Genomic DNA, 7,074 nt, shown 5'->3' with positions numbered 1-7,074 from the left:
CCCACGTTTGCACCGCTGCCGGTGTGAACCTCGCGCCCGGGCGCGCCACCCGATCAAGGGGCGTCGGTAATGCCGGCCTCGCTAACGATCTTGCTCCAGCGCGCCTCTTCCTGCTTCACGTAGTCCCCCAGCGCGGCGGGCGTGCCGACGTTGGCCACCAACCCCTCCAATTTCAGCGCCGCCTGAAAATCCGCCTTGTCCGACACGTTCTTGATGGCGGCGTTCAGCCGGTCAATGACGGCGGCGGGCGTGCCTTGCGGGACGAACACGCCGTACCAGCTGTCCACGTAGTAGCCCGGCACCCCTGCTTCGGCCACGGCGGGCACGCCGGGGTACGACGGTGAACGGTCTTGGGTCGTGACGGCCAGCGCGCGCAACTGCCCGGTCTTGACGTGGCCGCTGACGCTGGCCGACGTAGAGAAGATCATGTCGATCTGCCCCCCCATCAAGTCATTGATGCCGGGGCCCGCGCCCTTATACGGCACATGCAGGACGTCGACCTTGCCCAGGCTTTTGAAGAGCTCGCCGGCCAGATGCGCCGACGTGCCATTGCCGTAGGAACCGAACGTCAGCTTGCCGGGATGGGCGCGCGCGTACGCCAGGATGTCCGGCACGCTCTTGAATTTGGACTTGGGTGACACCACCAGCACATTGGGCGACTTGCCGATCAGCGCAACGGGCGCAAACGCCTTGTCGGTGTCGTAGGGCAGCTTCTTGTGAATGGCCGGGTTGACCGCGTGCGCGAACGTCGCCATCAGCAGCGTGTAGCCGTCGGGAGGACTCTTGGCCACGTTCTCGGTGCCGATGATGGTGCTGCCGCCCGGCCGGTTCTCGACGATGACGGATTGGCCAAGTTCGTCGGTCAGGCCCTTGGCCAGCTGGCGCGCAATGATATCCGTGCCGCCGCCGGGCGTGAACGGCACCACGATACGCAGCGGCCGGTCGGGAAATGCGGCGTGCGCTTGCGGCGCGGCCATGGCGCATATCGTCAACATCGCGGCGGCAATAGCCTTGATGGGCCGCAACACAAATGGGTAGGTCTTCATCGTTGTCTCCTGATTTTTTTGCGCCGGTCTTGTGCGGATCCTGTGCGGCGCGTCGGCAAAAAAGTTGCGTGGGGGGAAGGGACGGCGGGGCTGCCCGCCTAGTCCTTCATCACCACGACGCCATCGGCCGCGCAGACGCCCTGCCCTGTCGGCTTGACGAACAGCGGGTTGATCTCGGCTTCCAGCAACTGGCCTTGCAAGGTGCTTGCCATGCGCGCAAACGCCAGCACTGCCTGCACCAGCGCGGGCACGTCGCAGGTCGGTCGGCCGCGATAGCCGTCCAGCAGGGGCCATGTTTTCAAGCGGCGCAGGGCCGCCTCGACGTCTTGCGCCGTCAAGGCCGCGCCGTCGTCCGGCAATAGCAGCAAGGTGGTGTCGCGCACCAGCTCGGCCACCACGCCGCCCATGCCCAGCAATATCGCCGTGCCCAGCGGGTCGTGATGCAGGCCGACGATGACCTCGGCCGCGCCGGTGACCATCTCTTGCACCAGGTAGGCCTGGGGCGGCTTGCCGGTGTGCTGGCGCACGTCGATGCGCATCTGTCGCAGGCGCTGCGCGATGTCTTCCGGCGCGACATTGACGGCCACGCCGCCCACGTCGCTCTTGTGGGTGATGTCGCGCGACAGCAGCTTGAGCACCACGCGCGGGCCCAATGCGCGGGCGGCGCGGGTGGCTTCGGCTTCGGCGTCGGCGTCGGCGTCGGCGTCGGCATTGACGATGATTTCCCGCACGCCCGGGATTCCGAACTGCGCGAACAGCGCCTTGGCCTGTGCTTCGTCCAGCGCCTTGTGCGGTTCGACGGTTGCGGGCGAAGCCGCGTGCGCCGGCGTGCCGTCGCGCACCGGGCGCACCGCGCGCACTCCGCTCAGCTTGCCACCCTGCACCCGCCGCATGGCGGACAACGCCGCGCCGACGCTTTCGGGCGCGGCAAAGGCCGGCACGCCGTAGCGGCTCAGGACTTCCGCGGCGCGCGGGGCGTGCGGACTGATATATGCCAGTACCGGTTTGCCGTCAGGCGTCAGCGAATCGCGCAGCGCACCGGCCATCAGCTCGGGCTGCGCCACGGCGGAAGATCCCGCGATAACGACCAACGCATCGTACTGATCGCTTTCCAGCACGATGCGGATGGCGTTGCGCAGCAGGTCTGGCTGCAAGCCGGCCAGCGTCACGTCGATCGGGTTGCGATCCAGCGCGGCGTGGTCGCCGGTTTGCAGCGCGCGCAAGGCGGCGCCCGTGGCGGCATCGGGTGCGGGCAGCTCAAAGCCTGCCACGCCCAGACTGTCGGCCACCAGCGTGCCCGCCCCGCCGGTTGACGTCAGCACCGCCACGCGATTGCCGCCCAGCTTGCGATCGCCGGCCAGCGCGGCGGGTATATCCAGCAGGTCGGCAAACGTTTGCGCGCGAATGATGCCCGTCTCGTCGAACAGCGCGTCGTACATGGCGTCGGCGCCGGCCAAGGCGCCCGTATGCGAGGCCGCTGCCTGCGCGCCGGATGCCGAACGGCCGACCTTGAACGCCACGATGGGCTTGCCGGCCGCCGCCGCCTTGCGCGCCGCCGCGCGGAACGTCCTGGGGTTGCGGATGCTTTCCACATACAGGGCGATGACGCGCGTGGCCGGGTCGTCCACCAACGCATCCACAAAATCCGCCAGGTCCAGATCGACCTCATTGCTGGTGGAGATCAGCTTGGAAAACCCGATGCCGCGCGCCGCCGCGCGTGACAGCAACGCGCCCAGGATGCCGCCGCTTTGCGACACCAGCCCAATCGCGCCGCTGGTCAGCTCATCGAGTTCCAGCGCGCCGCTGGCGGATAGGGTGATGCGGTCGGTCAGGTTGACCAGGCCGATGGTGTTTGGACCCAGGATGCGCATGCTGCCCGCCGCCTCGCGCAGCTCGCGCTGACGGCGTGCGCCCACGTCCCCGGTTTCCGAGTAGCCGCTGGCCAGCACGATGGCCGCGCCCGTGCCCATGGCCGCCAGTTCGGCAATCGCCTGCTGCGTGCGCTGCGCGCTCAGCAACACGATGGCCACGTCCGGCGCTTCCGGCAAGGAGCGGATATCGGGGTAGCAACGCAGCCCGCCAATCTCGGACGCTTTGGGATTGACGGGATAAATGCGCCCTTCAAAGCCATGCTTTTGCAGATAGGCCACCGGCCGGCCCGACGTCTTGGCCGGGTCCGCCGACGCCCCCACGACCGCAACGCTGCGCGGTCGCAGCAATTTCTGTATGCCGCTCATTGCGCGTCTCCGTCGCGACCGCCCGAAGCGGCCTTGGCCTGGGCCATCTTGGCCTGGGCCATCTTGGCGAGGAATGCCGCAACGGATTCGCGGTGTTCGCTGCTGGTGTAGCAGATGCCCTGCGCCTGGCTGCCCATGGCGAAGACCTGGTCGGCGGTCAGCTCGGAACTCTGGTCAAGTATCGATTTGCTAAGCGCCAAGGCCGTGGCCGAGCCCTTGGCCAGTTCGGCGGCCCAGGCCTGCGCCGCGCGCACTTCGTCGCCAGCCGGGGCGAGCCGGTCGGCGATGCCCAGGGCCAGGGCTTCTTCCGCCAAGACCTTGCGGCCGGAATAGATCAGGTCCTTGGCGCGTGCCAGCCCCACGCGACGAGGCAGGAAAAACATGCCGCCACCATCCGGAATCAATCCCCGCGCGATGTAGCTCCAGGTGAACGACGCGCTGTCCGACGCCACGATGAAATCGCAGCTAAGCGCCGTGTCCGCCCCCAGGCCGGCGGCCGCGCCGTTAACGGCGGCGATGGTGGGCTTGGGCATGCGAAACAGCAGGCTGACCGCATGGTGCACACGCTGCTGCCGTGACCAGCCGTTGAAGGCGACTTCGCCCGAGGGCGCGTCCATGCGCCGCTGCATGCCAGAGATGTCGCCGCCCGCGCAGAAGCCCTTGCCTTCCCCTGTCAGCACCAGCGCCTTGGTGCCCCGGTCAGCGGCCACGGCCTCCAGCGCATGGATGAGTTCGGCACGCATGGCGTCGCTGATGGCGTTGCGCTTCTCGGGCCGGTTCAGCGTTAGCGTCGCCACGCCGCCGTCCGCGTGCAGTTTGATGAATTCGTAGTCCGCCATCTTGTTGCTCCGTCTTGGTCGATAGGCCAGCGCGATCCGATGCTTTTTTTTCGCTGGCGATATCGACACGGTAGGCGTTACAGTGGGCAAAAACACCGGCCCAATTCCATCTGGTGGAATTGGGCCGGTGGGCTTCAACGAGGATGGCTTCAAGGATGATGGCGACTGTGACACCCGATGATGCGCCCCCCGCGCAGCAACGTTTCGATGGCGTCAGCCAGAACCGGTCGCTGGCCCGTGGCCTGGAAATCCTGCGCGCGTTCAAGCCCGGCACCGACCTGCTTGGCAATGGCGAGCTTGCCGAGCGCACCGGCCTTTCCGCCGCCACGGTCAGTCGGCTGACTCAGACGCTGGTGACCAGCGGCTTTCTGGAATACGAGCGCGGCGCGCGTGCCTACCGGCTGGCCGCGCCGGTGTTAAGCCTGGGCCACGCCATGCGCGCTGCGTCGCCGGTATTGAACGCCGCCACGCCGTTCATGCGCGACGTATCCAACAAACTGCACGTCAATATCGGCCTTGCTAGTGCGGACCGCACTGAAATGGTTTATCTGGAATCCATCCGCTATAACCGCCGGGCCTCGCTTCGCACTATCGTGGCGGGCCAACGGGTACCGATCGAACTCACGTCTTTAGGTCGCGCGTATCTGGCCACGCGGCCGACGGCGGCGCGCCAGGCGCTGCTCAAGAAAATAATGGCGGGGTATCGCAGCGCGTCGTGGAAACCGATCGGCGCGGAAATTGATCGAGCCATCGCAAAAGTGGTGGCTGCGGATTATTGCGTGGCGTCATGGCAGCCCGGCGTTGTTGCGATGTCTACCCCGCTACGTGTGCCCGGTGGCCAGACGCTGGCGTTGAACCTGAGCTTGATGACGGACGACACGGCCGCGTCCGTGGAAAGGTTGCACGCGGCGGACTTGCTGGCATTGAAAGAGCGAATCGTTCACGAGCTTGATCGCCGCGCGCCGCCGCCGTAGACGGCGACTTTTTCAGCCACGGACGCCGGTCACCGCCTTGATCCGCACAGCGCTGTGATCGGAGTCCGATGTACAGCTACCCGGCACCGGCGCGTTCCACTTCATATAAATATCTTTTTGGATCAATACGATTATTCGGGTACCAAGGGGGTGTTGCGCACAGATTATCTCCTGCCTTATTTTTTGTGATGGCCAGAGCACAAGTAACACAGCCACATGCACTATCACCGCCCTATTGAACATCCCGGATTCGCATTTCTACACGGACCGCGAAGTGTAGTGAGGGATGCGTCCCCGATGTTTAGGAAAGGCAATCAAACCAGACAGAAAGTATCTAACGCGTTAACTTTATTGCGGATTATTCTGTAATAATCCGCCAGCGAGATAATCCGGCCAGATAATGCGCATTAATAAGACTATTGACCGGCCGGGGCCGCGCTCAAGGTATTTTTGTAAACCTTGCCGTCTTTCATGATGAGGCGCAGATGGGTCTCGGGATCACTCAGAAAATCCAGATTGCGAGACGGGTCGCCGTCGGCAACCAGAATGTCGGCCAGGGCGCCCGGCGCGATACGGCCCAGCGGCTTGGGGTACGGGTTGCGTTCGCCCGACAAGGCCAACAAATCGCCGTTGACCCCGGTTGCCTGCGCCAGCAAGGTCAGGGGGTCATAGAACCGCACCAGCTTGGCCAACTGGCGTCCTTGGCTGGGCGTGTTCTTGGCATTGAACAGAATGTCGGTGCCCCAGCCCGTCTTGATGCCGTATTTTTGCGCCAGTTCATAGGCGCGCACCGTGCCTTCCGACACGCGCCGCTGTGATTCCTGACGCGCGGCATCGGGATACGTGTTGGCGTCCTCGTCCATCAAGAACGGTTGCAGACTCCACCAGACGCCCTCTTCACGCATCATGCGCACGCTTTCCTCGTCCGCCAATTGCCCGTGTTCGATGCATTTGACGCCGGCCTTGATCGTGCGCTGGATACCCTTGGGCGTGTAGACGTGGGCCATCACATAGGTATTCCAGTCGGCCGCCGCGTCAACGGCGGCCTGCAATTCCACTTCAGAAAACTGCGTGCTGTCCAAGGGATCGTAAAGCGACGACACGCCGCCGCCCGCCATGACTTTGATTTGCGACGCGCCCAACATCAGCTGCTCTCGCACACGCCGCAATACTTCGGCGGTGCCGTCGGCAATCATCGCCACGCCGGCGCTTTCCACAAAGCTCAACGGGGTATTGGCCGCGCGCGGCAAGTCGCTGCGCAAGCGAAAATCCCCATGACCCGAGGTTTGTGAAATCATGGCGCCGCTGGGATAAATGCGGGGACCGGGCACCATGCCTTCATCGATGGCGCGCTTTAATGCAAACGCCGGCCCGCCCGCGTCACGAATCGAGGTAAACCCACGCATCAACGTGCGCTCGGCCTCCTCGGCAGCCGCGATATACAGATACCCCAGGTCGGCCGTCATGGCGACGGTTTGGCCCACCGCCGCCAACATGGAATGCCAGTGCACGTCGATCAAGCCCGGCATGACGAGCTTGCCCTGGCAATCAATCACCTGTGCGCCATCAACCGATTGCCCGGCGCCGGGCAAGGCGGCAATTACGTTGCCTTGAATCAATACCTGCACGCCGTTTTGTACCGATTTGCCCGAGCCATCGAACAAACGCAGGTTGGTCAGCAGCAAGGGACGATCGGAAGGCGTGGGGTGACGCAGCCAGTTGCTGGCCGCGCGCGCGCCCGTAAAGGGAAGCATCATGGCCGCCGCGCCGCCGAGGAACTTGCGACGCGACATATCCGCCATCACCCGCTGGTAAATCAAGCCACAGGCCACGCTGCCACATTGGCAGGGCCGCTTGAGGCTCAATACGCCGCTGCCGCCGTTGGCGCCATTGGCACCGTTCGGCGCGCGGCTGGCTCCGCCACTGAATAAATAACGCTGCGGAGAATCGACTGCATGAGCGGTAGCGCGGGCCATCG

The 7,074-nt window shown here is 64.9% G+C and carries 5 protein-coding genes; 1 reads left to right on the top strand and 4 read right to left on the bottom strand.

Going from position 1 to position 7,074, the window contains the following annotated elements:
• Positions 1-53 precede the first annotated feature (53 nt).
• The 3 genes from YH64_RS14345 to YH64_RS14335 all read right to left on the bottom strand — a co-directional run bounded on the left by YH64_RS14345 (position 54) and on the right by YH64_RS14335 (position 4,122).
• Positions 54-1,046 (bottom strand): tripartite tricarboxylate transporter substrate binding protein, encoded by a 993-nt coding sequence (locus tag YH64_RS14345; RefSeq protein WP_046804893.1) that lies wholly within the window; start codon positions 1,044-1,046, stop codon positions 54-56.
• Between the two features lie 98 nt (positions 1,047-1,144).
• Positions 1,145-3,283, bottom strand: a complete 2,139-nt coding sequence (locus YH64_RS14340) for an acetate--CoA ligase family protein (RefSeq protein ID WP_046804892.1) — start codon at positions 3,281-3,283, stop codon at positions 1,145-1,147.
• Complete coding sequence (locus tag YH64_RS14335; RefSeq protein WP_046804891.1) at positions 3,280-4,122, bottom strand: enoyl-CoA hydratase/isomerase family protein; 843 nt, start codon at positions 4,120-4,122, stop codon at positions 3,280-3,282. The genes YH64_RS14340 and YH64_RS14335 overlap by 4 nt, the downstream gene beginning before the upstream one ends.
• A gap of 167 nt (positions 4,123-4,289) precedes the next feature.
• Between YH64_RS14335 and YH64_RS14330 the strand changes: the two genes are divergently transcribed.
• Positions 4,290-5,096, top strand: a complete 807-nt coding sequence (locus tag YH64_RS14330; protein WP_255444451.1) for an IclR family transcriptional regulator — start codon at positions 4,290-4,292, stop codon at positions 5,094-5,096.
• Positions 5,097-5,512: 416 nt separating this feature from the next.
• On the opposite strand, the gene YH64_RS14325 is transcribed toward YH64_RS14330, so the two are convergent.
• Positions 5,513-6,853 carry an amidohydrolase family protein gene (locus YH64_RS14325; protein WP_255444450.1) on the bottom strand — a complete coding sequence of 447 codons (1,341 nt, stop codon included), beginning with the start codon at positions 6,851-6,853 and terminating at the stop codon, positions 5,513-5,515.
• Positions 6,854-7,074: the final 221 nt, after the last annotated feature.

Origin of the sequence: Achromobacter sp. LC458, from assembly GCF_001005835.2 — a bacterium.
GTDB lineage: Bacteria > Pseudomonadota > Gammaproteobacteria > Burkholderiales > Burkholderiaceae_B > Achromobacter > Achromobacter spanius_B.
The sequence above is the reverse complement of the archived record's forward strand: the minus strand, read 5'-3'. Positions and strand labels throughout refer to the sequence as shown.

What these genes read in the sequence shown, in the direction of transcription:
- YH64_RS14345 (WP_046804893.1), bottom strand. Translation starts at nt 1,046, where the DNA reads ATGAAGACCTACCCATTTGTGTTGCGGCCCATCAAGGCTATTGCCGCC.
- YH64_RS14340 (WP_046804892.1), bottom strand. Translation starts at nt 3,283, where the DNA reads ATGAGCGGCATACAGAAATTGCTGCGACCGCGCAGCGTTGCGGTCGTG.
- YH64_RS14335 (WP_046804891.1), bottom strand. Translation starts at nt 4,122, where the DNA reads ATGGCGGACTACGAATTCATCAAACTGCACGCGGACGGCGGCGTGGCG.
- YH64_RS14325 (WP_255444450.1), bottom strand. Translation starts at nt 6,853, where the DNA reads ATGATGCTTCCCTTTACGGGCGCGCGCGCGGCCAGCAACTGGCTGCGT.